The organism is Ruegeria marisflavi (assembly GCF_025673445.1).
Lineage (GTDB): Bacteria > Pseudomonadota > Alphaproteobacteria > Rhodobacterales > Rhodobacteraceae > Ruegeria_B > Ruegeria_B marisflavi.
Genome location: NZ_JAOVQN010000016.1, coordinates 103,143 through 125,167, shown reverse-complemented (window position 1 = coordinate 125,167; position 22,025 = coordinate 103,143). Strand labels below are relative to the sequence as shown.

The 22,025-nt window shown below is 61.9% G+C and carries 19 protein-coding genes, 1 tRNA gene and 2 pseudogenes; 8 read left to right on the top strand and 14 right to left on the bottom strand.

The window, feature by feature from the left end; genetic code table 11:
• Positions 1–72: 72 nt before the first annotated feature.
• Both OEZ49_RS15770 and OEZ49_RS15765 read right to left on the bottom strand, forming a co-directional pair.
• A pseudogene (locus tag OEZ49_RS15770) lies at positions 73–840 on the bottom strand (integrase arm-type DNA-binding domain-containing protein); the annotation flags it as partial.
• 564 nt (positions 841–1,404) lie between these two features.
• Entirely contained in the window at positions 1,405–1,986 is a 582-nt protein-coding gene (locus OEZ49_RS15765; protein WP_263389214.1) for a carboxymuconolactone decarboxylase family protein, read from the bottom strand.
• A gap of 146 nt (positions 1,987–2,132) precedes the next feature.
• Between OEZ49_RS15765 and OEZ49_RS15760 the strand changes: the two genes are divergently transcribed.
• Positions 2,133–3,239: a hypothetical protein gene (locus OEZ49_RS15760; protein WP_263389213.1), complete on the top strand. Its 1,107-nt coding sequence runs from the start codon at positions 2,133–2,135 to the stop codon at positions 3,237–3,239.
• A 7-nt stretch (positions 3,240–3,246) separates the two neighbouring features.
• Here OEZ49_RS15760 and OEZ49_RS15755 read toward each other — a convergent pair whose 3' ends face one another.
• The 4 genes from OEZ49_RS15755 to OEZ49_RS15740 are packed head-to-tail and all read right to left on the bottom strand — an operon-like array spanning position 3,247 to position 6,195.
• Positions 3,247–4,302 carry an aromatic ring-hydroxylating dioxygenase subunit alpha gene (locus OEZ49_RS15755; RefSeq protein WP_263389212.1) on the bottom strand — a complete coding sequence of 352 codons (1,056 nt, stop codon included), beginning with the start codon at positions 4,300–4,302 and terminating at the stop codon, positions 3,247–3,249.
• Positions 4,303–4,311: 9 nt separating this feature from the next.
• The gene (locus OEZ49_RS15750; RefSeq protein ID WP_263389211.1) at positions 4,312–4,647 is read right to left on the bottom strand and encodes a carboxymuconolactone decarboxylase family protein; all 336 of its coding nucleotides are present in this window, start codon (positions 4,645–4,647) and stop codon (positions 4,312–4,314) included.
• An 11-nt stretch (positions 4,648–4,658) separates the two neighbouring features.
• On the bottom strand, positions 4,659–5,420 hold the full coding sequence (locus OEZ49_RS15745; protein WP_263389210.1) for an amino acid ABC transporter permease: 762 nt from the start codon (positions 5,418–5,420) through the stop codon (positions 4,659–4,661).
• Positions 5,421–5,433: 13 nt separating this feature from the next.
• The gene (locus OEZ49_RS15740) at positions 5,434–6,195 is read right to left on the bottom strand and encodes an amino acid ABC transporter ATP-binding protein (RefSeq protein ID WP_263389209.1); all 762 of its coding nucleotides are present in this window, start codon (positions 6,193–6,195) and stop codon (positions 5,434–5,436) included.
• A 112-nt stretch (positions 6,196–6,307) separates the two neighbouring features.
• Between OEZ49_RS15740 and OEZ49_RS15735 the strand changes: the two genes are divergently transcribed.
• Complete coding sequence (locus tag OEZ49_RS15735; RefSeq protein WP_263389208.1) at positions 6,308–7,078, top strand: transporter substrate-binding domain-containing protein; 771 nt, start codon at positions 6,308–6,310, stop codon at positions 7,076–7,078.
• 38 nt (positions 7,079–7,116) lie between these two features.
• Here OEZ49_RS15735 and OEZ49_RS15730 read toward each other — a convergent pair whose 3' ends face one another.
• The gene (locus OEZ49_RS15730; protein WP_263389207.1) at positions 7,117–7,725 is read right to left on the bottom strand and encodes a helix-turn-helix domain-containing protein; all 609 of its coding nucleotides are present in this window, start codon (positions 7,723–7,725) and stop codon (positions 7,117–7,119) included.
• Positions 7,726–7,803: 78 nt separating this feature from the next.
• Between OEZ49_RS15730 and OEZ49_RS15725 the strand changes: the two genes are divergently transcribed.
• Positions 7,804–8,544 carry a creatininase family protein gene (locus tag OEZ49_RS15725; protein WP_263389206.1) on the top strand — a complete coding sequence of 247 codons (741 nt, stop codon included), beginning with the start codon at positions 7,804–7,806 and terminating at the stop codon, positions 8,542–8,544.
• Positions 8,545–8,677: 133 nt separating this feature from the next.
• On the opposite strand, the pseudogene OEZ49_RS15720 reads toward OEZ49_RS15725, so the two are convergent.
• The 4 genes and pseudogenes from OEZ49_RS15720 to OEZ49_RS15705 all read right to left on the bottom strand — a co-directional run.
• Positions 8,678–8,812: pseudogene (locus OEZ49_RS15720) on the bottom strand (ATP-binding protein); the annotation flags it as partial.
• A gap of 960 nt (positions 8,813–9,772) precedes the next feature.
• Positions 9,773–9,858, bottom strand: a tRNA-Leu gene (locus OEZ49_RS15715).
• A gap of 261 nt (positions 9,859–10,119) precedes the next feature.
• Positions 10,120–10,683, bottom strand: a complete 564-nt coding sequence (locus tag OEZ49_RS15710) for a tetratricopeptide repeat protein (RefSeq protein ID WP_263389205.1) — start codon at positions 10,681–10,683, stop codon at positions 10,120–10,122.
• A 30-nt stretch (positions 10,684–10,713) separates the two neighbouring features.
• Positions 10,714–11,202, bottom strand: coding sequence for an Lrp/AsnC family transcriptional regulator (locus tag OEZ49_RS15705; RefSeq protein ID WP_263389204.1), 489 nt, complete (start codon positions 11,200–11,202; stop codon positions 10,714–10,716).
• A gap of 104 nt (positions 11,203–11,306) precedes the next feature.
• Between OEZ49_RS15705 and putA the strand changes: the two genes are divergently transcribed.
• Complete coding sequence (gene putA, locus OEZ49_RS15700; protein ID WP_263389203.1) at positions 11,307–14,711, top strand: bifunctional proline dehydrogenase/L-glutamate gamma-semialdehyde dehydrogenase PutA; 3,405 nt, start codon at positions 11,307–11,309, stop codon at positions 14,709–14,711.
• Between the two features lie 85 nt (positions 14,712–14,796).
• Positions 14,797–15,540 carry a rhomboid family intramembrane serine protease gene (locus tag OEZ49_RS15695; RefSeq protein ID WP_263389202.1) on the top strand — a complete coding sequence of 248 codons (744 nt, stop codon included), beginning with the start codon at positions 14,797–14,799 and terminating at the stop codon, positions 15,538–15,540.
• A 70-nt stretch (positions 15,541–15,610) separates the two neighbouring features.
• Here OEZ49_RS15695 and OEZ49_RS15690 read toward each other — a convergent pair whose 3' ends face one another.
• Positions 15,611–16,396 carry an inositol monophosphatase family protein gene (locus OEZ49_RS15690; protein ID WP_263389201.1) on the bottom strand — a complete coding sequence of 262 codons (786 nt, stop codon included), beginning with the start codon at positions 16,394–16,396 and terminating at the stop codon, positions 15,611–15,613.
• Between the two features lie 175 nt (positions 16,397–16,571).
• Here OEZ49_RS15690 and OEZ49_RS15685 point away from each other — a divergent pair, with 175 nt between their 5' ends.
• Positions 16,572–17,612 (top strand): NADP-dependent oxidoreductase, encoded by a 1,041-nt coding sequence (locus OEZ49_RS15685; RefSeq protein ID WP_263389200.1) that lies wholly within the window; start codon positions 16,572–16,574, stop codon positions 17,610–17,612.
• A gap of 57 nt (positions 17,613–17,669) precedes the next feature.
• Here the strand turns inward: OEZ49_RS15685 and OEZ49_RS15680 are convergent, their stop codons facing one another.
• On the bottom strand, positions 17,670–18,716 hold the full coding sequence (locus OEZ49_RS15680) for an aldo/keto reductase (protein WP_263389199.1): 1,047 nt from the start codon (positions 18,714–18,716) through the stop codon (positions 17,670–17,672).
• A 118-nt stretch (positions 18,717–18,834) separates the two neighbouring features.
• Between OEZ49_RS15680 and OEZ49_RS15675 the strand changes: the two genes are divergently transcribed.
• A complete protein-coding gene (locus tag OEZ49_RS15675; protein WP_263389198.1) occupies positions 18,835–19,233 on the top strand; it encodes a rhodanese-like domain-containing protein in 399 nt (132 codons plus the stop codon).
• A 179-nt stretch (positions 19,234–19,412) separates the two neighbouring features.
• Positions 19,413–20,705 (top strand): O-acetylhomoserine aminocarboxypropyltransferase/cysteine synthase family protein, encoded by a 1,293-nt coding sequence (locus OEZ49_RS15670; protein WP_263389197.1) that lies wholly within the window; start codon positions 19,413–19,415, stop codon positions 20,703–20,705.
• Positions 20,706–20,740: 35 nt separating this feature from the next.
• Here the strand turns inward: OEZ49_RS15670 and OEZ49_RS15665 are convergent, their stop codons facing one another.
• Positions 20,741–21,958 (bottom strand): MFS transporter, encoded by a 1,218-nt coding sequence (locus OEZ49_RS15665; protein ID WP_263389196.1) that lies wholly within the window; start codon positions 21,956–21,958, stop codon positions 20,741–20,743.
• Positions 21,959–22,025 lie beyond the last annotated feature (67 nt).

Genomic DNA, 22,025 nt, shown 5'->3' with positions numbered 1-22,025 from the left:
GGCAGCGTGTTCACATGGGTCAAATCTCGGTGGAAAATTATGGGGCTACCGGGTCACTTCTCAGCAAAAATCAACAGGTAGGTCAAAGCTTCTCCCATTCTTGGTCATTGGTAGATGTATGCGGTCCTCGTGCACGTGCCTCCACTCCAAGGTTAATGCTTCGGTCTTTCTCAGCCCAGTGAAGAGCAGCAGCTCATAGAACACGGTATGAATCGGGTTGTGCAGCCCCTCGATCTCGTGCCGCCACTCCACCAGGTCGTCAATGATGGTCCCAGCTGGCTGCTCATCATACCACTCGATCGCCAAGGTCGGCGATTCCTGCAGATCGTGAACACGACGAGCATGGTTCCAGACCGTCCGAAAATACTTCAGAAGATGGTTAGCCGTCGAAGGGGTGGCAGCGAGAGACCTATGGCGCTCCACGACCATCGATTTGGTAATCTCATCGAGTGGCAGGCGCAGCCAATCCTTGAGATGAAGCTCGAACTGCTGACGCATAGTCAGCTTATGCGTATCTGATCGAAGCTTGGGTCGCGCCAAATAAGCTTCCATCGCCACTTGCAGGGTCGGAGCACCAATCTGGATTTGCTTTCCCGCACCCCTGCCCCATTCAAGCGCAAACCCGAGAGCGGTCTGTCGGGCCACCTCCGCTGTGATCATCGGATAACGCCCGATTAACACCCTCCGTGTCTGACCACCAACATCCTTCTGGTAATACCAGGTCTTCGACCGCTTCCCGACGAAGAGAACGAGGCCTTTCACCTCGCTGTCCCAGTGCTTGTCGGTTCCGGATTTTGTCTACGGAACCTTGCGGGCGAAGGTCTCTGTGAGCTTGGGCATTTTGTCAGTTTTTTGTCGGTATCAGCAGGAAAATTACGGAACCCACCGGAATACAGAAGAACGACATAAGTCAATAATAAGAATAGCTTGAAATCAAAATGAAAGGATAGGAGAAGTAGATCACAAGCTTGGAAGGCAAGGGTCTTATCATTACACAACGCCCGCTCGACGCTCACCGGTACTGTTCCATTGATTTTCGGGCGTCAAGTTAGGAACGACAAACTTCCCGACGGCTTCGAAATCACCTTGATGTTGCTCTGCCCCCCTGAAAACTGGATCGTTTGAAGCTGGAGTTTTCCGCTAAGTCTTCCTGGCTGGGAGAGGAGCGGAAACGCATGAAAAAATCGAAGTTCACGTAGGCACGGAAGTGATCAGCCCCACCTGAGTGGTCCAGTTTTGATCATGGTGCATGACCGATCTGAGCGCGACTGTCGGGGTGGACGACAAAGCGGCTCCGTTTGGCGGAGCCGACCATTTGAGGGCCTCCAGTCCGGGGTACAGACCGACACCGTTTCGCGCACCAGCCGCCTGAAGAAACCGAGAGCGGCGCTCACCTGGGCATGGTCAATCGTCGCCTTTGTAATATCCGATCACATCATTCTCTGTGGTCGCCCCAAGCCCATTCAGCAAACGGTTTGAGTAGTTGAAGTACGCACAAACCTGATTGACCTCCAGGATTTCCCCGTCGTCGCATCCGGCGATCTTCAAAGCTTCGAAATCGGATTTGACCATCTTTCCGACAGAAGTTGTCAGTTTCCCGGCATAACGCAACAAGGCAAGTTCCTTACCCGAAAACTCCTCTTCCGGGCGGTGCGCCTTGAGAGCCAGAAAGATCCGATCGGATCGTTTTTGATCTCGCAGCAAGTTCCGCACATTCATAAAATGATGCGTCAGCGAATAGGTGCAGTCGTTCAGGATCGATGTGAAGCTTGCAACCACTTCCAGGAACCAGAACGGCAGCACGTTGTCTTTCGAATGAAGCACCGATCGATACAGGGTTACGTGTCCGTTCATCGTTTCCGGTCTGAGTGAATGCACCCGCATGACTGTGTCGACCGTGCCATGCGGCGTGCGTGCGTTGTCCAACATCTCCTTGAGCCGACCATCTGCCTGCTCGTCCGGAACCATTTCAATCCACGCACTCATGATTTCACTCCTCCAGTTGCAACTACAGGATATGAGGTAAATTACCCCAATTCACAGTAGAAATTTCAACTGGGGGGAAATTTTTCTAGGAACAACCGACAGCGCGAGGGTAAGATGGAACCGATCTCGCAACGCGGTGGGAATACATGTCGGAAGAAAGACTTCGGGCTGGAGCAGAGAACCTTTTGCGCAATTGCAGCGGCCTGAATCCAGGGGATCACCTTTTGATTCTTCAGGAAGCAACCGATAACGGATATTACGACGCCGACCTGGCCGCCGTCATAGCAGGTTCCGCCAAAACAATGGGCATCGCGACAGAGCTTAGAACGGCGCCTTTCGATCCCATGGGATCTATCTTGCCGGTAGGCATTCAGACGGCCATGGCGGTCGCTGATCGGACCTTGTTCCTGTCACGCTGTGGCGACCAGATCAGGTTCAGCGATGAGATGCGCAAAACAAGGCCTATCGTTGCCTATGTCCTGGACACAGAGATGCTGGCGTCAAGGTTTGGTGCCGCGCATTACAGTGGCTTTGTTCAGATCAAGGATGCTGTGAACACGCTTTTGGCGAACGCGCGGACAATCCGTGTGACTTGCCCGTTGGGAACGGATTTCAGTGGACCGGGGGCCAACTTTCCCGACAAAGGAATATCAGACGTCGCAATCACCCGTTTCCCGATGTCGGTTTTCGCTCCCGTCCCAACTGCTGGGTTTTCCGGCGTGATTGTACAGGACGGGTTTCTGGTGGGGACGGGATCCAAGTTCTACAAGCCCTACGGCTGCCATCTGAACGCCCCTGTCGAAATTCACTTCAGAGAAACCAAACTCGAGGGCTTTAGGGGCGAGCCCGAGGATGTCCAACGCGCAACGATGCATTTTCGCCGCGTCGGAGAGCAATTCGGGCTGGATCCCATGACGATTCATTCCTGGCATGCGGGAATTCACCCGGGTTGCTTTTACACCAGGCCGGCTGCCGAAAATTTCGAACGGTGGAGCGGCAGCGCCTTCGGGAATCCGCGGTTGCTGCATTTCCATACATGCGGAAACTATGCCCCTGGAGAGATTTCTCTGAATGTGCTGGATCCGACCATCGAGGTTGACGGGGTCAAGATATGGGATGTGGGCGTTTTCCACGTTTCCCGTGTTCCCGGCGGAGCAGAGATCCTAGAGCGCTACCCGTGTATTCGCGCGACATTCGACAACCCGGAAACGCAGGTCGGACAGGGGCCGACAGGGCGGCTTTCAGCCCTTTGACAAGGTCTCAGTCGGTAGAGGTTTCCGATCTGATCTGACGGGCCACCCGGGTGCGAAAACGCATCGCGCCGGCGTCCAGACCAAGATTGATATAGCCGGACTTGCGGTTCGCCATGCCTGTTTGCACGTGCTCCAAAACTTCCTTGTCCTCATTGAACGCCATCGTCGCGCCTTCGAACATCCGTTGCGAGAGCTGATGATCCTCTGCATGCATATTGCGGTGCTGAAACCAGAAATACCGGGACTGGTGCGCATTTACAGGGGTTATGAAATTGTAGGAAATGTTCACAAAGGCATTGGGAGAGACCGGCCTCTGCGCGCCGCCCTCTCCCGCAGGGGTATAGACCGACATGTTGATCGCGGTGGATGGCAGGCGACATTCATAGTGCTGTTTGCGGTCGCAGGTGGGGCCAAAGGGCAGCATGGCTTTGTAGTACGGTGGCGGCTCCTCGCCCAGAACCCAGCGCGAGACGATAACGCCGTTCTCGATCTCCTCCAGATCCAGGGGCCGGTTATCGGTTCCCGCCCCCGCGAATGACGAAAGATGAACCCAGGCCACATGGCTCGGGTCGAGAAGGTTGTCGATTATGTAGAGGTAGTGACAAGCCATCTCCATGGCGCCTTTCGGCGTCTTGCCCCAGTCAGGATTGTCGAAGTTGGGGATGTCCAGAATTTCGTCTCTGTCCGCCTTGTCCGGGTCACCCATCCACAGCCACAGGAAACCCCACCTGTCTTCGGTGGGATAAGAATGAACAGCGGCGCGCCGTGGAGGATTGTCGAGCTGGGTCGGGGCAATGACACATTCGCCGGTACAATCGAAGGTCAGGCCGTGATACCCGCAGACCACGTTGTCACCTTCGACAGAGCCGCGCGACAGGGGTAACTTGCGATGCGGACAGGCGTCCTCCAACGCAATTGCATTGCCATTGGTGTCCCGAAAGATCGCGATTTGCTCTTCCAGCATGGTGACCGCGCTCAACTTCCGCCCAAAGTCCTCGCTGCGTCCGGCGACATACCAGCAGTTTCGCAAGAACCCTTCCGCTCCGATCAGGTCAGGCCGCATATCCACCCCCTACACAGAGAACACGTCAAACGCCTTCAGCGCCTTGGCGCTATAGGCATACGAGGGCCCACCGCCCATGTAAGTGGCCATCGCCAGGGCCTCGCACATTTCGGCCCGGGTCGCCCCCAGGCGGACGAGCGAACGGACGTGGAAACCGATACAACTGTCGCACCGGGTCGCAATGGCGATCCCCAGCGCGATGAATTCCTTTGTCTTTTCGCTCAGGGCGCCATCGGTCTTGGCCGCCTTGCCCATGATGCCGAAACCGCGAACGGTTTCCGGTACCTCTTTCGAATAGGCCGCGATATCGCCTTCGATTTCGGCCATGAAGGTTTTCCAGTCCATGCCTCTCCTCCTCACCCCCGTTCGTCCGAGCCCATGCGCCTCTCCAGCCAGCGCACACCGGCGCTGATGATCAAGACCAGTACAAGGTATTCAAGGATCAGCAGGGTATAGATTTCCAGGGGGCGGTATTCGGTAACCACCAGTTCATTGGCGCGGCGGGTCAGTTCCTGCATGCCGATGACGCTGGCAAAGGCGCTCATCTTGACGATGTAGATGAACTGGTTGGCCAGCGGCGGCAGAATGCGCCGGATCGCCTGCGGCAGGATCACGTAGCGCATGGTCTGGAGGTAGTTCAGACCGATGGTCTGCGCCGCTTCGGTCTGACCCTTGGCGATCGACTGAATGCCGGCCCGATAGATCTCGGCTGTGAACGCACTGTCGGACAGAGCCAGCGTGATGACCGCCCCCCAGAACGGATCAATCGGAATGTTCAATCCCATCTCGCGGAAAATGATCGGCAGCCCGTAGAACACCCAGAACAGCATGGGCAACAGGGGGATGGAGCGGATGAATTCGACATAGACCCGGTTGACCAACCTCCAGCCGCGTTTCTTGGACAATCCCGGCAGGGCAACGACTAGGCCCGCCACGATGGACAGAACCGCCGCGATAACCGAGATCAGAATGGTGTCGCCCATACCCGAGATCAGGAACTTGATATTGATCCAGCCCCCCGGCGTCATCGGATTTATCACGTACCAGCCCCAGGTCGAGGAACTGGAACACCCCGAAAGCGCCAGAATGGGAAGTGCGAGAAGCAGGAGTTTCTTCATCAACCCTCGCGCCTCAATGCTGCAATATCTGTGACAGGAACTTCTGACAGCGGGGGGAACGCGGCGCCCCGAAAAACTCCTCTGGTGGCCCCTGCTCGACGATCTCGCCCGCGTCCATGAACACCATCTGATCGGCCACTTTTCGGGCAAAACCCATCTCATGCGTAACCACCACCATGGTCATCCCTTCTTCGGCCAGCGTGACCATTACATCGAGAACCTCCGAGATCATTTCCGGGTCCAGCGCCGAAGTCGGTTCGTCAAACAGAAGAACCTTGGGTTCCATGCAAAGCGACCGCGCGATCGCCACCCGCTGCTGTTGTCCACCGGACAACTGGCTGGGGCGCTTTCGGGCCTGATCGGGGATATGCACCCGTTCGAGATAGTGCATCGCGCGTGCCTCGGCCTCTGACCGTGTCATGCCGCGTGCCTTGATCGGGCCAAGCGTCAGGTTTTCAAGAACCGTAAGGTGCGGGAACAGATTGAACTGCTGAAAAACCATGCCAACCTCGGAGCGGATGGCCGCCACGGATTTCGGATCATTGGTCAATTCCACCCCTTCGACGCGAATCGTCCCCTCCTGATGCTCCTCCAGCCGGTTGATACAGCGCACCACGGTCGACTTGCCCGACCCCGACGGCCCACAGATCACGACTTTTTCACCCAGACCGACGGACAAGTTGATATTCTTGAGAACATGAAAGGTTCCGAACCACTTGTTCACGCCCTTGAGTTCGATCGCCCGTGTTGATCGGGGCTGAATTTGAGCGGACATTTTTCTTCCTGAGAAATATTTTTCTTGAGGTTAGCGGTCTGCTTGCCCTTAAATCAAGTATCAAATCTACTGGTTTTCCAGTGAGGAATAGAACCACCAACGGGAGATACCTATGAATTGCTTTCTCAAGGCCATAGCGGTAGCCGCTGTCGGCGTGGTGCTGTCGACCGCGGCACAGGCGCAATCGGCGCTGAACGACATCTTGGACAACGGGGTTCTCAAGGTCGGCACAACCGGCGACTGGAACCCAATGACACTGCGCGACCCGGCGACCAACAGTTACAAGGGCTACGACATCGACATCATGAACGAATTGGCCAAGGACCTGGGTGTCGAGGTCGAGTTCGTTCCGACCGACTGGAAGACATTGGTCAACGGCGTTGTTGCCGGACAGTATCACATTACCGGTTCTGCTTCGATCTCGCCGCCCCGTATGAAAGTTGCGGGCTTCTCGGAAAGCTACATCGCCGTCGAGATCTTCCCCTTCACGACCAAGGACAAGGCCGAAAAATTTTCGGGCTATGACTCGATCAACCAGCCCGGCGTTAAGGTCGCCACAACCCTTGGCACCACGTTTGAAAAACTGGTGCGGGAATGGTTCCCCAACGCCGACATCAAGGTGGTCGAAGCGCCCGCACGCGGATACCAAGAGGTTCTGGCCGGCCGCGCCGATGTTTTCGTCACTTCGAACATCGAAGGGTCCACGCTGGAGGCCAAGTTCCCTGTCGTGCGCGTACCCAATGCCGAACCCCGCGCGCCCTCGCCCATCGCCATGATCCTGCCTCAGGACGATCAGGTCTGGATCAACTACGTCAACAACTGGGTAAAGGTGAAAGCAGCCCAGGGTTTCTTTGAAGAGAATCGCAAGAAATGGGGTCTTTGACCTTCTGACCAAGCGGCCGTCCCTGGCGGCCGCTTCCTTCAGACGTCGTTCGAAACAGCCTTGGTCACAAGGGCTATGAAACTGACCCTGTCGGTCTTGAGTTCGACCGGGCCGTGTGCGTTGCTGGATTCAAAGCTGATACTGTCGCCCGGCTTCATGTGATACTTGGCCTCTCCGCACTGGAACACCATTTCTCCACTGGTGATATGCATGAACTCCAACCCGCGATGACGGTAGAGGGGGCGCGGTTTCAGCGGCTTTTCAAGGGTGACGCTGAAGCTTTCAAAACTGACATGACTGGCCTCGGCCCGTCCGATCATCTTGTATGTATGACCAAAACCACTTCCCAACCTCTGCACGGTCACCCCTTCGCCCGCCGCGACAAAGGAGACATCGGAATGCTCAACCGTTCCGGCAAAGAAGTTGATCAGCGGAACCCCTATGCCGCCAGCAAGGGCCGCCAGGGTCCCCAACGAGGCGGAAACCTGGCCGCGTTCGATTTTGGAAATCATGGCCGTGGACACACCAGAGCGTGTCGACAGTTCGGCCAACGTCAACCCGCCCAGCATCCGGTGGGTCTTGACTGTCGCTCCGACAACCTGGTCCAGCGCAGGTTTCTCGATATCCAGCGGCGGTGAATCTTCCATACGGGCAGGTTATTATGCTCTAGAGCAAAGGGAAAGCGCTCTGCCAGCATAGGCATCCGTCATCAAAAGGAGAGGGGAATGCAGCTGTCCCACATGACATGGCGCCAGGTCGAAACCTGTCTGGCGAAGGGCGCCGCGGTCATGGTGCCCGTCGGCTCGACCGAGCAGCATGGCCCAATGGGCCGGATCGGAACCGACACGATTTGTGCTGAAGCGGTCGCCTTGGCTGCGGCAGAGATTTGCGACGCGATCGTCGCGCCATCCCTTGCCTATACGCCCGCCCCGTTCAACACGGCCTTTCCCGGGACGGTTTCCATGCCCGAGGACCTGTTTCAGGCACATGCCAAGGCGGTGTTCCAGGGGTTATTGGCGCAAGGGTTTCGCGGGGTCTATGTCGTCAACGGTCACGGGGCGAACATTCGGCCAATAGAACGTGTGGCAACAGACTTGACACCATCTCCCATCTGCATCCGCAGTTGGTGGGAACCCACAGAGGTCAACCAGATGCGCAAAACTCTCTACGGCGATTGGGAGGGGATGCATGCCACCCCATCCGAGATCGCCATCACCCAGGCCTTGCTGGGCGCATTGCCCGAATGCGACGCCGTCATTCCTCCAAAACCGCTGAGTGCCGACTACATCCGGGCGCATTCGGGCGATCGTCACGGTCCGCCCGATACACACCGGGCTGAGTTTCCTGACGGCCGGGTCGGGTCGCACTCGGCGCTCGCCAACCCCGTTGATGGGGCACAGTTGCTTGAAAGCGCCGCGCGGGGCATCGCGGAGGACTTTACCGAATTCTTGAACAGGGCGCGTTGAGTATCCCTCGGACAACGAAAAGAGACCAGCAAACACTTTTCTGTGTTGATTTCCACTGACAATTGAACTGCCTTTGTCACCGAAATCAGACCCAGCTGGATTTTTTCTGCGTGTCAAGTTGGTGTCAAAGCCGTTACTTTCTTTTCTTTTTCGCCGTCTCGAAACAGGCCTTGAAGCGACAACTTTCGTTTCCGGTTTCCAAAATGCGGCAGCGATGGGTGAGGCGATCGAGCAAGGCGGCGGTCATTTTCGCGTCACCAAGGACCGTGATGATAGCCGGGGCTCAGGACCTTACAAAGGCTCTGCTACAAACCACACCGCAACGGAACCGACTATGCCCGTTGCGAGTATAGCGCCGGCCGAGCACGGCAGATCGCCTCGTCCCCATACGCAGTCTCGTGATCGTCCCTCTCGGGACATTGCCTGTCGCAATGCCCTGCCGGGCAGAGAATAAACCCGATCATCGTTTCAATGGGCGGTCGAGCTCCGCCTAAGCAAAAAATACGCGATGCTTTCTTCGGAACCTCGTTGACCGGCTAAAGCTCCCGCACCTCGCGTTCCAGTTCCCTGAACCTGGCAGGTTCCTCCGACACCGCACAATCCCAGCGACCGGCGTCAGCTTCTTCCTGCTGGATCCAACATCGCAACGTATCGTGGTCACAGCCGATCTTCGGCGCAATCGCCTTAACCGCCGCTGCCTAGCTCTTACAGCTGTCTCGATTGTCCGGCACCATCCGCACGGCCTTAGCTCGCGTCTCAGGTGAATAGCGGTTCGCTCTGTTGTCTTTAGCGAAGGCTCCAATCCTTCCTCGATTTGGGGCTTCCGGACATCTCGGCGCGATTCACTCTGAACTTCTCTCACGAGATTGAACCTGGTCCGCGAGGGAGCAATTGAGCACCTCAGGCAAGGCCTTATCCGAAGTAACTGCGTCCTTAGGCCACTCGAACCAGGCTCATCTCTTTCGGGCGTTTCTGAGGGAAACAGGCATGACGCCAACCGCTTAGAAAAGAACTTTTCGTCCTGCGAATGCTGACAAGTGATCGGCGGTATCAGACAGTTTCGAATTGTTCTGAGCTCGGATACCCACCATGACATGCCGATGCCGTCGCTGGGCGTTTACTGTCAGAGGCGGCCAGGAGGTTCGGGGAATTGGCCGAGCTGGTCAGGATAACGGCAGTGTCCCCCCGGCACCACCGACCAAACCGCTTTCAAGCAAAACAAGAGATGTGGTACGGGCGGCCGGATTTGAACCGGCACGGCCTTTCGGCCCAGGCATTTTAAGTGCCATGTGTCTACCATTCCACCACGCCCGCACAGCGCTGTTCCCTGGGGAGGGCTTTGTCCGATTTCGGCGTTCGGACAGGCACAGCCCGAACATCTAAACAGGCATTTCACGGAACAGGCTTTGACTTGGCCCGATCCAATTCGCACAGGACGCCCGGGCCCAACTGGAACACTGTCCGTCTAACCAGTATTTTCGCCGACCTCAATGTGACTTGGAACACGAAGGTGAAAAATTTCGACTGCGTTCTGTCGGCCTTGCGGGACTATCGCCGCGTCCCCAACAGCGTGGGTCAGATATCCTTGCCCTTGGGTTCGAGCGGACCGCCCGGGCCCGCAAGGCCGCGTTCCGGCAGCCAGGGGTTCAGGTCGAGCGCCTCTTGCAAGCCCTCGCGCGCCTCGTCGATGCGGCTGAGCCCAAGGAGCGACAGCGCCCGGCCGCTCATCGCCGCCACATGGGTGGGCGAGAGTTCCAGAGCGCGGTCGAGATCGACGAGTGCTGCGGCAAAATCCTGGCGCAGATAGTTGACGAAGGCGCGCTGGTTGTAGCCTTCGGCATAATCCGGGCAATAGGCCACCAGGCGGTCGAAATCCTCGAGCGCGCCCAGGAGGTCCCAGGACGAGCGGCGCGACATGCCACGATCCAGGATCGCCTGCGCCTGTTCGTCGGGCGCGTCGGCCCAGTATTCCCACATCTGGTTGGAGATCTGCCGCGCCTGTCCCTCGTTCGGGGCCACGCGTAATTCGGCGATCAAGCGGTTGATCTGGGCCGAATGATCCGGCGCCTCAGGGCAGTCCGAGGCCCAGAGCAGGCCCGGCGACAGCGGGAGCAGCAAGGCAAAAAGCGCGTGTTTCATGCGCCAATGCTGATGCAAACCGGATTTACGTCAAGTCACAGTTTCGAGCGCACCCAAGAGACCCGGTTCCTTGACCGCCTCCATCGCGACAAAGGTCGAGGTGCTGGAGACATGCGGCAAGGCCGAGATCCGCTCGGCCAGCACGGCGCGGTATTCGTTCATCGAGCGGGTCCGCACCTTGAGCAGGTAGTCGAAATTCGACGCGATCATATGGGCCTGTTCCACCTCAGCGATGCGGCGGACAGCGGCGTTGAATTCGGCCAGCGCCTTTTCGCGGGTGTCGCTCAGGCGCACCTCGACAAAGGCCACGTGATCGAGCCCCAGACGGATGGGATCGACCATGGCGCGGTAGCCGGTGATGATGCCCTCGGATTCGAGCCGTTTGACCCGCGCCTGGGTCGGCGATTTCGACAGGCCGATGCGGCGGGCAAGGTCGGCCACCGACATGCGACCGTCAGCGGCAAGCTCGGCCAGAATCGCCCGGTCGTGCCGGTCGAGGTCAGGGAAGTCCGTTTGCATCGCATGCGCCCCAATCTTTGGTCATTTGGACTGCGTTACCACAAAAATCAGGCGAATGAACCTGTGATTGCGATGTATCATGCGCCAACTGACCCGGAGGCATCATGACCCACGCCCTGCGCACCCAAATCGACACCTTCACCTATGCCGACCAATCGGCGCTGCTCGACCAGCTTGTCGCCCAAGCCGCGCTGAGCCCTGAGGATCGCGCCGCGATCAGCGGCGCCGCCGCCGGGCTGGTGCGCGATATTCGCGCCAGCACCGCGCCGGGCATGATGGAGGTGTTCCTGGCCGAATACGGGCTTTCGACCGACGAGGGCATCGCGCTGATGTGTCTGGCCGAGGCGCTGCTGCGCGTGCCCGATGCCGACACGATCGACGCGCTGATCGAGGACAAGATCGCGCCGTCGGACTGGGGCAAGCATCTGGGGCATTCCTCGTCCTCACTGGTCAATGCCTCGACCTGGGCGCTGATGCTGACCGGCAAGGTGCTGGACGAGCGCAAGGCGAGCCCCGTGGGCGCGCTGCGCGGCGCCATCAAGCGGCTGGGCGAGCCGGTGATCCGCACCGCCGTCTCCCGCGCGATGAAGGAGATGGGCCGCCAGTTCGTGCTGGGCGAGAACATCCAGGCGGCGATGAAACGGGCGCAGGGGATGGAGGCCAAGGGCTATACCTATTCCTATGACATGCTGGGCGAGGCCGCCCGCACCGAGGCGGATGCCGCGCGTTATCACCTGAGCTATTCGCGCGCCATCGCGGCCATTGCCGAGGCCTGCACCCATGGCGACATCCGCGCCAACCCCGGCATCTCGGTCAAGTTGTCCGCACTGCATCCGCGTTACGAGCTGGCGCAGGAGGCCCGCGTGATGGACGAGCTGGTGCCGCGCCTGCGGGCGCTGGCGCTCTTGGCCAAGGCTGCTGGCATGGGGCTGAACGTGGACGCCGAAGAGGCCAACCGGCTGGCGCTCTCCTTGCAGGTGATCGAGGCGGTGATGGCGGAACCGGCGCTGAAAGGCTGGGACGGGTTCGGCATCGTGGTACAGGCCTATGGGCCACGCGCCGGGCTGGTAATCGACACGCTCTACGAGATGGCGGAACGCCATGACCGCAAGCTGATGGTGCGGCTGGTCAAGGGCGCCTATTGGGATACCGAGGTGAAGCGCGCCCAAGTCGCGGGGGTCGACGGCTTCCCTGTCTTTACGCAAAAGGCGGTGACCGATGTCTCTTACATCGCCAATGCGCGCAAGCTATTGGGCATGACCGACCGGATCTATCCGCAATTCGCCACCCATAACGCCCATACCGTGGCCGCGATCCTGCATATGGCACGGGACGGCCAGCCCTTTGAGTTCCAGCGCCTGCACGGCATGGGCGAGACGCTGCATAACCTTGTGCTGACCGCCAACAAGACCCGCTGCCGCATCTATGCGCCGGTGGGGGCGCATCGCGATCTGTTGGCCTATCTGGTGCGGCGCCTGCTGGAGAACGGCGCCAACAGCTCTTTCGTCAACCAGATCGTGGACGAGAACGTGCCGCCCGAAGTGGTGGCGGCCGACCCGTTCGAGACCGCGCAAAAACCGGCCAAGCCGCTGAAGCGCGGGCCTGAGTTGTTCGCGCCCGAACGCCCCAACTCGAAAGGCTTTGATCTGGGGCACCAGCCGACGCTGGATGCGATCGACGCCGCGCGCGCGCCGTTCCGCGGACATCGCTGGCAGGCCGGGCCGCTGTTGTCCGACGCGGCCGCGCCCGAGGCGGAAGAGCCCGTGGTCAACCCCGCCGATCCACATGACATTCCGGGCAGCGTGGCGCCAGCAAGTGCCGCCGATACCGAACTGGCGCTGGCCAGCGCCCAGCCCTGGCAGGCCCGGGCCGTCGAGCGCGCCGCCGTGCTAAACCGCGCCGCCGATCTGTACGAGGCGCATTACGGCGAGCTGTTTGCGCTCCTGCATCGCGAGGCGGGCAAGACCCTGATGGACGCGGTCGCCGAGCTGCGCGAGGCGGTTGATTTCCTGCGCTATTACGCCGCCAATATCCCCGATGCGGCGCCTGCGGGCATCTTTACCTGTATCAGCCCGTGGAACTTCCCTCTGGCCATCTTCTCGGGCCAGATCGCGGCGGCGCTGGCCACCGGCAACGCCGTGCTGGCGAAACCCGCGCCGCAGACCCCGTTGATCGCCCATCGCGCGGTAGAGTTGCTGCACGAGGCCGGGGTGCCGCGCGACGCGCTGCAACTCCTGCCGGGTGGCCCGGCGGTGGGTGCGGCTCTGACCTCGGACGCGCGCGTCTCGGGCGTGGCCTTCACCGGCTCGACCGCAACAGCGCAGAAGATCCGTGCCGCCATGGCCGCAAACATGCGCCCGGGTACGCCGCTGATCGCAGAGACCGGCGGGCTGAACGCAATGATCGTCGATTCCACCGCGCTGCCGGAACAGGCGGTGCAGGCGGTGATCGAAAGCGCGTTCCAGTCGGCGGGCCAGCGCTGTTCGGCGCTGCGCTGCCTCTACCTGCAAGAGGATATCGCCGAGGACGTGCTGACCATGCTCAAGGGCGCGATGGATGCGCTGAGCCTGGGCAACCCCTGGGCGTTGTCCACCGACAGCGGCCCGGTGATCGACGAGGCCGCGCGCCAAACCATCGCGGACCATGTGGCCCGCGCGCGCGCCGAGGGACGGGTGCTGAAGGAACTGGCGCTTCCGCCCGAAGGGACATTCGTGGCCCCCACCCTGATCAAGGTCACGGGAATCGGGGCGCTGGAGCGTGAGATTTTCGGCCCGGTGCTGCATGTGGCCACCTTCCGCTCGGACGAGCTGGATCAGGTGATCGGGGCGATCAACGCCACCGGCTATGGTCTGACCTTTGGCCTGCAAACCCGGATCGACGACCGGGTGCAGCATGTGACCGAGGCGGTGCATGCGGGCAATATCTATGTCAACCGCAACCAGATCGGCGCCATTGTCGGCAGCCAGCCCTTTGGCGGCGAGGGCCTGTCGGGGACCGGACCAAAGGCGGGCGGGCCGAACTATATGGCGCGCTTCTGTGCGCCCGACCGGCAGCAGGCGGCGGCCGACTGGGCCGAGCCGATGGCCACCCTGCCCCGCGCGACCGGCACGCCCGCGCCGGTACGGGTGCAGAGCCTGCCCGGCCCGACCGGCGAATCGAACCGGCTGAGCGAGATGGCGCGCCCGCCGCTCCTCTGCCTTGGCCCGACGGCAGCGGCGGTTGCCGCACAGGCGCAGGCGGTCGAGGCGCTGGGCGGCACCGCCATCCGCGCCACCGGTTCACTGGCGGCAGAGGCACTGGAGATGCTCGAAGGCATCTCGGGTGTGATCTGGTGGGGCGATGAGGAGACAGCGCGCGCCTATGAGCTGGCCCTGTCGCGCCGGTCCGGTCCGATCCTGCCGCTGATCCCCGGCCTGCCCGACCGGGCGCGGGTGCTGGCCGAGCGCCATGTCTGCGTCGACACCACCGCCGCGGGCGGCAATGCCGCGCTGCTGGGTGGCATGGGCTGAGACAGGGGACTGAGACAGGGGACTGAGACAGGGGGCGCGCCCGGCGCCCCTTGACCTCTGCCGCGTTTGACCGCAGCGTCGCGGGATGTTTCCGATCCGCGATCACAACCCCTCGGGCCGAACGCCCTATGTCGTCTACCTGCTGCTGGCGGCCAATATCGCGATCTTTCTGGCCACTCTGGGCATCATGGACGATCCCCGGCTGATCGGCCGCTTTTTCTATGACTATGCGATCATCCCAGCCCGCATCTCGGACGGGGATGGATGGCTGACGCTGGTGACCTCGACTTTTCTGCATGGCGGCTGGATGCATCTGGGCGGCAATATGCTGTTCCTGTGGATCTTCGGCGACAATCTGGAAGACGAGATGGGACATCTGGGCTTTGCGCTTTTCTACCTTGCCGCAGGGATTGGCGCCGGGCTGATCCATGTGCTAAGCGGGCCGGGGTCGATGGTGCCGACCATCGGCGCCTCGGGCGCGATTGCCGGGGTGATGGGGGGCTATCTGCTGCTGTTTCCGCGGGCGCGGGTCGATATCCTCCTGATTCTGATCGTCTATTTCCGCATCTTCACGATCCCGGCCTTTGTGATGCTGGGGGCCTGGCTGGGGTTCCAGTTCCTGGGCGGGTTCAGTTCCGATCCCGATACCGGCGGCGTCGCCTATTGGGCGCATACGGGTGGGTTCGCGGTGGGGCTGGTGCTGACGCTGCCGCTGTGGCTGAGGCGCGGCGGGCGCGGGTTCTGGCAGCGCACCGAAGGGCACCCGCCGCATCCCGAGCAGAAATACCGCCTGTCGCCCAGCCGGATCCCGAAGATCCCGCGCAAGTGAGGGCCGCAAACGCAAAACCCGGCCCAGGGGCCGGGTTCAGAATGTCTTGCCGATACCGCTTGGGCGTGGCTTAGCCGCGGATCGCCTTGGCAAAGGTGTCGAAGATATTGCCGTTGGCACAGATCACCTCGCCACTGTCGAGGATCGAGGCTTCGGGATCGAGCGGTTCGACCAGCCCGCCCGCTTCCTTGACGATGATGATGCCCGCGGCCATGTCCCAGGCATTGAGGCGCCGTTCCCAGAAGCCTTCGTAGCGGCCCGCCGCCACATAGGCCATGTCGAGCGCCGCCGAGCCCCAGCGCCGCACACCGGAGCAGACCGGCATCAGCCGTGCCAGATCCTGAAGCGTCAACGGCAGATCGGCACGCCCGCCAAAGGGCAGACCGGTGGCAAAGATCGCCTCGATCATCCGGTGGCGGCCCGAGACGCGGATGCGCTGATCGTTCATCCAGGCGCCTTCGCCCTTTTCGGCAAAGAACATCTCGTCCTTGGCTGCGTCATAGATAACGCCCGCGACGATCTTGCCCTTGTGCTCGAGCGCGATGGAAATCGCCCAATGCGGCAGACCGTGCAGAAAGTTGGTGGTGCCGTCCAGCGGATCGACGATCCAGCGGCGGGTGGGATCCTCGCCCTCTTCCGAGCCGCCCTCTTCGGCCACCCAGCCATAGGTCGGGCGGGCATTGCGCAGCTCTTCCTTGAGGATCGCCTCGGCGGCGATATCGGCCTTGGACACAAAATCGCCCGCGCCCTTCATCGACACTTGCAGGTTCTCGACCTCGCGGAAATCCTTCACCAGCGACCGGCCTGCCTTGCGGGCGGCCTTGATCATGATGTTGAGGTTCGCACTACCAATCATCGGGGAGCTCCTGCTTCGGTCAAGCCGCGCGTATACTCGCGCGGGCCCGGCTTGCCAAGGGGCTCTCTGTGCAAGGCGGCTGCCGTACCGGCGCATGGCGCCGCGTCACTGGGGCGGCATGGTTTGCAGCGGTGCCGCAAGCGACTAGATTTGCGGGGAGCAAAGGAGTTTCCCCATGACCGATCGCATGTACCGCATCGCCCTGGCCAGCCGCCCGACCGGCGCGCCCGAGGCCGCGAATTTCTCGTATGAAGAGGCGCCCGTCCCCGCCCCCGGCCCCAGCGAGGTGCTGGTGCGGGTCCATTACATGTCGCTGGACCCCTATATGCGGGGCCGCATGGACGATGCGAAATCCTATGCCGCGCCGGTGCCGATCGGCGGCACGATGGAGGCCGGTGGCGTGGGCGAGGTGATCGCCTCGAACGATCCGGGGTTTGCGCCGGGCGATTTCGCCTTTGGCATGTTCGGCTGGGCCACCCACGGCGTGCAGCCTGCCAAGATGCTGCGCAAGATCGACCCCAATGTGATGCCGATCACCACCGCGCTGGGCGTGCTGGGCATGCCGGGGTTCACCGGCTGGTTCGGGCTGATGGAGCATGGCCGGCCCAAGGCGGGCGAGACGCTGGTGGTGGCTGCGGCCACCGGGCCGGTGGGCTCGATGGTGGGTCAGGTCGCTCGCCTGGCCGGGCTGCGCACGGTGGGTATCGCGGGTGGCGCCGACAAATGCCGGATCGCAACCGAGACATTCGGCTTTGACGCCTGTCTGGATCACCGCGCCCATGACAGCGCCGCCGATCTGCGACGGGCGCTGGCCGCAGAATGCCCGGACGGGGTCGACATCTATTTCGAGAATGTCGGCGGCAAGGTGCTGGAAGCGGTGCTGCCGCTGATGAACAATTTCGGCCGCATCCCGATCTGCGGCATGATCAGCTGGTACAATGCCGGTGGGCTGGGCGCGGGCGCGTCAGACCCCGGACTGACCGGCCCGGCGATCTGGCGCTCGATCCTGGTCAAGTTCCTGTCGGTCAACGGCTTCATCATCTCGAACCATTTCGACCGTTACCCGGCCTTCCTGGCCGAGGTGGCGCCGAAACTGGCCAGCGGCGAGATCCGTTACCTGGAAGACGTGGCCGAAGGGCTGGAAAACGCGCCCGCCGCCTTCATGTCCATGCTCAGGGGCGGCAATACCGGCAAGCAGATCGTCAAGCTGATCTGACCGCTTCTACATTGGGCGGGGACGCGGGAAGCGACGCTTCCCGCGTCCCCGCGTTCCTCAATAGGGGAGCGGGTGTGCCTTGTGGGCGGCTGCGATCTCGCTCAGGATCTCCTCGGAGAGCGTCACCTCGGCGGCACCCAGCGCATGATCGAGCTGTGCCAGTGTGGTTGCGCCAAAGATCGCCGACATCATGAAGGGGCGTGTCAGCGCCCAGGCCAGCGCCATATGCACCGGGTCGATCCCGTGGCGGCGGGCGATGTCGAGATAGGCCTCGACGGCGCCAAAGACCCGTGCCGATTTGCGCCCGCCCAGTTCCGGCACCAGCGACATGCGCGAGCCCTGGGGCACCTGCCCGCCCTGGTACTTGCCGGTCAGCAATCCCGCCGCCAGCGGCGAAAACGCCATCAGCCCCACCTCCTCGTTCACGCTCAGCTCTGCCATGTCGGTGTCGAAGAGACGGCAGAGCAGCGAGTATTCGTTCTGGATCGAGGCCACGCGCGGCCCATGCCCGGCCTCGGCCAGATGCAGCCATTGCGCGGTGCCCCAGGCGCTTTCGTTCGACAGGCCAAAGGCGCGGATGGTGCCGCGGTCGACCTCGCGTTGCAACGCCTCGAGACAGTCGATCATGTTTTCGCGTATCGCCGCCGGATCCTGCCCCGAGGGGTCATAACTCCAGTTCTGGCGAAACATGTAGCTGCCGCGATTGGGCCAGTGGAACTGGTAGAGGTCGACATAATCGGTGCGAAGCCGCTTGAGCGAGGACTCGAGCGTGGCGCGGATGGTCGCGCCCGAGATCGGCGCGCCGTCGCGTACATGCGCCATGCCGCTGCCGGAATGTTTGGTGGCCAGGATGAACTCTCCCCGCCGCGCGGAATTGGCTGCGTTCCAGGCGCCGATGATCTCCTCGGTCCGGCCGATCGTGTCTTTGCTGACCGGGTTCACAGGATACATCTCGGCGGTGTCGATGAAGTTGATCCCCGCCGCCAGCGCATGGTCGATCTGGGCATGCGCCTGATCCTGCGCGGTCTGGGTGCCGAAAGTCATCGTGCCCAGGCACAGTTCGCTTACAGTCATGCCGGTCCGGCCCAGCGGTCTTGGTTTCATCGCGCGTCCCTCGTTTTCAAGCTTCCGGGAACCCTAGCGGGATGAGGATCGGCGGCAACCCCTCTTGAGCTGGGTCCGGGTTTCGGTCAGCCTGTCGCGGAGTCACGGGAGGACAGGCATGGCACAGACCATTACCAAGGGAATCAAGGCACTGCTGAAAGAGGCGGGCGCGGTGGTCGACACGCTGTCGGTCGAAGAGGCCAAGGGGCTATTCGACAATCCCGGCTATGTCTTTGTCGATCTGCGCGACATTCGGGAGTTGCAGCGTTCCGGCATGATACCGGGGGCATTTTCCTGCCCGCGCGGTATGCTGGAGTTCTGGATCGACCCGGAAAGCCCTTATCACAAGGCGGTGTTCAATCAGGACAAGACCTATGTCTTTTATTGCGCAAGCGCCTGGCGGTCGGCCCTGTCGGCGAAAGTAGCGCAGGAAATGGGACTGAAACCGGTGATGCATCTGGAAGGCGGCTTTACCGAATGGGTGAAACAGGACGGCCCTGTGACCGAGAAGACCTGAGCGGGCCGCAGGGGCACAATGTGTCTCCGGACACTTTGCCCCAAGCGCCTGTTCCAGGCGCTTGCACAGGATACCAAAAATCCTTGACCATACGCCCGCCGCAGGCGAGCGCTTGTTGTCTGGCGCGCACGTATCGCTTACAGATTTGGGCAAGGCATTTCCAAAGGGAGACCCCACCCATGTCCGATACCCCCAATTATGGCTTCGACACGTTACAGATCCATGCCGGCGCCCGGCCCGATCCGGCCACCGGCGCGCGACAGACGCCGATCTATCAGACCACGGCCTATGTGTTCCGCGACGCCGATCACGCCGCCGCCCTCTTCAACCTGCAAGAGGTGGGCTATATCTATTCCCGCCTGACCAACCCCACCGTGGCCGTGTTGCAGGAGCGTATCGCCACGCTCGAAGGCGGTGTCGGCGCGGTTTGCTGTTCGTCGGGTCACGCGGCGCAGATCATGGCACTCTTTCCGCTGATGGGACCGGGCCGCAACGTGGTTGCCTCGACCCGGCTTTATGGTGGTACGGTCACCCAGTTCAGCCAGACCATCAAGCGGTTCGGCTGGTCGGCCAAGTTTGTCGATACCGACGATCTGGAGGCGGTGAAGGCCGCCATCGACGAGAACACGAGGGCAGTGTTCTGCGAGTCCATCGCCAATCCCGGCGGTTACGTCACCGATATCCGCGCTCTGGCCGACCTGGCCGATGCCGCGGGCATCCCGCTGATCGTCGACAACACCAGCGCCACGCCGTATCTGTGCCGCCCCATCGAACAAGGCGCGACACTGGTGGTGCATTCGACCACCAAGTACCTGACTGGCAATGGCACGGTCACCGGCGGCTGTATCGTGGATTCGGGTCGCTTCGACTGGTCGGCCAACGATAAGTTCCCCTCGCTCAGCGCGCCGGAACCGGCCTATCACGGGCTCAAGTTCCACGAGACCTTTGGCTCGCTCGCCTATACGTTCCACGGCATCGCCATCGGGCTGCGGGACCTGGGCATGACGATGAACCCGCAGGCCGCGCATTACACGCTGATGGGGATCGAGACGTTGAGCCTGCGGATGCAGCGCCATGTGGAGAATGCGCAGAAGGTGGCGGCCTGGCTCGAGGCCGATCCGCGGGTGGATTACGTGACCTATGCCGGTCTGCCCTCCTCGCCCTATTACGACCGGGTGCAGAAATGCTATCCCAAGGGCGCGGGCGCGCTGTTCACCTTTGCCGTCAAGGGCGGCTACGAGGCCTGCGTCAAGCTGGTCAACGCGCTGGAAATCTTCAGCCATGTGGCCAACCTGGGCGATGCGCGCTCGCTGATCATCCATTCGGCCTCGACCACGCACCGGCAGCTGTCGCCGGAACAGCAGGAGGCCGCAGGCGCCGGCCCCAATGTGGTGCGGGTGTCGATCGGCATCGAAGATGCCGCCGACATCATCGCGGACCTCGACCAGGCCCTGGCCAAGGCCACCGCCTGATCACAACGGGGGGGCGGCCCTGCGGGCCGCTCCCCTCAGTCCAGCCGCAGCCGCGCAAGGGCGTAGAGCAGCAGCGCAAGGCAGCAGAGACCGGCCAGAAGGAAGGGCGCACGCAGTGCCAGTTCGCGGCTCATCTGCTGTTCGGCCAGCGCCACCGCTGCACCCCCCGCAAGCGCACCGAGTGGCATCGAGCCCCAGCCGAAGAAGCGATAGATGCTGTTCACGCGGCCCAGCATGGCAGGCGGGATGCGCCGCTGTCGCCAGGATACGGTGATCACGTTCCACAGCATCGCAGCCGCCATGATCGCGGTCAGCGCCAGCCCCATGATCCAGCCGCTGTTCGACACGCCGATGATGGCATAGCCCGCGCCCCAGACCGCTATCGACAGGAACAGGCAGGTCTGGGTGCCGATCAGCCGCATGGCGCGCGGCGCCAGAAGGCTGCCGCCGATCGCCCCCACCGCCCCCGCCGACAACACCAGCCCGTAGTGCGAGGCACCAAGTCCCAGTACCTCTTGCGCGAACAGGACCTGCACCGTGATCGTGGCCATGGCGATGAAATTGGCCAGCCCGAGCACCACTGCCAGCCGCAACAGCAGCGCGTCGCCGCGCATGAAGGCGATGCCCTCGGCCAGCGCCTGGGCGAACTGCGCCCGGCTGGGCACCTGCGGCGGCAGCGAGATCAGCCAGACCAGACCGGCGGCCAGCACCAGAACCGCCACGTCGAGGCCAAAGGGCACCGCGATACCGGCCGAGATCAGCACGCCGGCCAGCGGCGGGCCGATGAAATGGCCGGTCAGTTGCTCGGTGCTCCAGAGCTGGCCATTTGCTGCCTCCAGATCCTGAGGGTCGACCAGCGCGGGCAGGATGGTCTGGGCGGCATTGTCGCGCAGCACCTCGGCCGACCCCAGGAGAAAGGCCAGCCCCGCAAGCGCCCAGATCTCGCCCGGCGCGGGATCGCCCAGCGCCAAGAGCAGGATGGCCAGCACGATCCCCGCCCGCATCAGATCGGCCCGCCCGATCAGCTTGCGCCGGTCGCTTCGGTCGATGATCACGCCCGCAGGCAGGGCAAAGAGCAGCCAGGGCAAGCGCGCCGCCGCGGCCACGCCGGCAATCGCCACCGCGTCGCGCGTCATCAGCGCCGCCAGCCAGGGCAGCGCCAGCACCAGCACCCCGTCGCCCAGATTGGTAAGGGCGCCTGCGGTGAAGAGCAGGCGGAAGTTGCGATTTCGGATTATCAGCGCTGCGGCCATGTCTGTCTCCGGGTCATGTTCGGGTCAGAGTGGCGCGGCCGCGCGCCATGGTCAATGCGAGGGTCAA

Coding starts and splice junctions, on each gene's coding strand:
- OEZ49_RS15710 (WP_263389205.1), bottom strand. CDS start 10,683: ATGAAACACGCGCTTTTTGCCTTGCTGCTCCCGCTGTCGCCGGGCCTG.
- OEZ49_RS15755 (WP_263389212.1), bottom strand. CDS start 4,302: ATGCGGCCTGACCTGATCGGAGCGGAAGGGTTCTTGCGAAACTGCTGG.
- OEZ49_RS15695 (WP_263389202.1), top strand. CDS start 14,797: ATGTTTCCGATCCGCGATCACAACCCCTCGGGCCGAACGCCCTATGTC.
- OEZ49_RS15670 (WP_263389197.1), top strand. CDS start 19,413: ATGTCCGATACCCCCAATTATGGCTTCGACACGTTACAGATCCATGCC.
- OEZ49_RS15685 (WP_263389200.1), top strand. CDS start 16,572: ATGACCGATCGCATGTACCGCATCGCCCTGGCCAGCCGCCCGACCGGC.
- OEZ49_RS15745 (WP_263389210.1), bottom strand. CDS start 5,420: ATGAAGAAACTCCTGCTTCTCGCACTTCCCATTCTGGCGCTTTCGGGG.
- OEZ49_RS15665 (WP_263389196.1), bottom strand. CDS start 21,958: ATGGCCGCAGCGCTGATAATCCGAAATCGCAACTTCCGCCTGCTCTTC.
- OEZ49_RS15675 (WP_263389198.1), top strand. CDS start 18,835: ATGGCACAGACCATTACCAAGGGAATCAAGGCACTGCTGAAAGAGGCG.
- OEZ49_RS15680 (WP_263389199.1), bottom strand. CDS start 18,716: ATGAAACCAAGACCGCTGGGCCGGACCGGCATGACTGTAAGCGAACTG.
- OEZ49_RS15705 (WP_263389204.1), bottom strand. CDS start 11,202: ATGCAAACGGACTTCCCTGACCTCGACCGGCACGACCGGGCGATTCTG.
- OEZ49_RS15740 (WP_263389209.1), bottom strand. CDS start 6,195: ATGTCCGCTCAAATTCAGCCCCGATCAACACGGGCGATCGAACTCAAG.
- OEZ49_RS15760 (WP_263389213.1), top strand. CDS start 2,133: ATGTCGGAAGAAAGACTTCGGGCTGGAGCAGAGAACCTTTTGCGCAAT.
- OEZ49_RS15725 (WP_263389206.1), top strand. CDS start 7,804: ATGCAGCTGTCCCACATGACATGGCGCCAGGTCGAAACCTGTCTGGCG.
- putA (WP_263389203.1), top strand. CDS start 11,307: ATGACCCACGCCCTGCGCACCCAAATCGACACCTTCACCTATGCCGAC.
- OEZ49_RS15765 (WP_263389214.1), bottom strand. CDS start 1,986: ATGAGTGCGTGGATTGAAATGGTTCCGGACGAGCAGGCAGATGGTCGG.
- OEZ49_RS15690 (WP_263389201.1), bottom strand. CDS start 16,396: ATGATTGGTAGTGCGAACCTCAACATCATGATCAAGGCCGCCCGCAAG.
- OEZ49_RS15735 (WP_263389208.1), top strand. CDS start 6,308: ATGAATTGCTTTCTCAAGGCCATAGCGGTAGCCGCTGTCGGCGTGGTG.
- OEZ49_RS15730 (WP_263389207.1), bottom strand. CDS start 7,725: ATGGAAGATTCACCGCCGCTGGATATCGAGAAACCTGCGCTGGACCAG.
- OEZ49_RS15750 (WP_263389211.1), bottom strand. CDS start 4,647: ATGGACTGGAAAACCTTCATGGCCGAAATCGAAGGCGATATCGCGGCC.